The organism is Methylobacterium sp. SD274, from assembly GCF_017355285.1.
GTDB lineage: Bacteria > Pseudomonadota > Alphaproteobacteria > Rhizobiales > Beijerinckiaceae > Methylobacterium.
Map to the genome: position 1 here is coordinate 1 of NZ_JADIJP010000090.1, position 209 is coordinate 209.

At 64.1% G+C, this 209-nt stretch carries 1 protein-coding gene; it reads left to right on the forward strand.

All coding sequences use genetic code 11. The features are described 5' to 3' along the window. Positions 1–209 (forward strand): MFS transporter (locus IPV08_RS24375; RefSeq protein WP_207414442.1); only part of this gene is annotated, 209 nt, incomplete at both ends.

Here is a 209-nt window from a genome sequence, read left to right on the forward strand (position 1 = left end):
GACATCCAGAAGAAGTTCGGCTTCGACCGGGCGGCGATCCAGTGGGCCTTCACCCTGTTCGTGCTGTTCGAGACCTGGCTGGTCCCGATCGAGGGCTGGTTCGTGGACAAGTACGGCCCGCGCGTGGTCGTGCTGTTCGGCGGCGCGCTCTGCGGCATCGGCTGGGTCATCAACTCCTACGCCGCCTCGCTCAACATGTTCTATCTCGG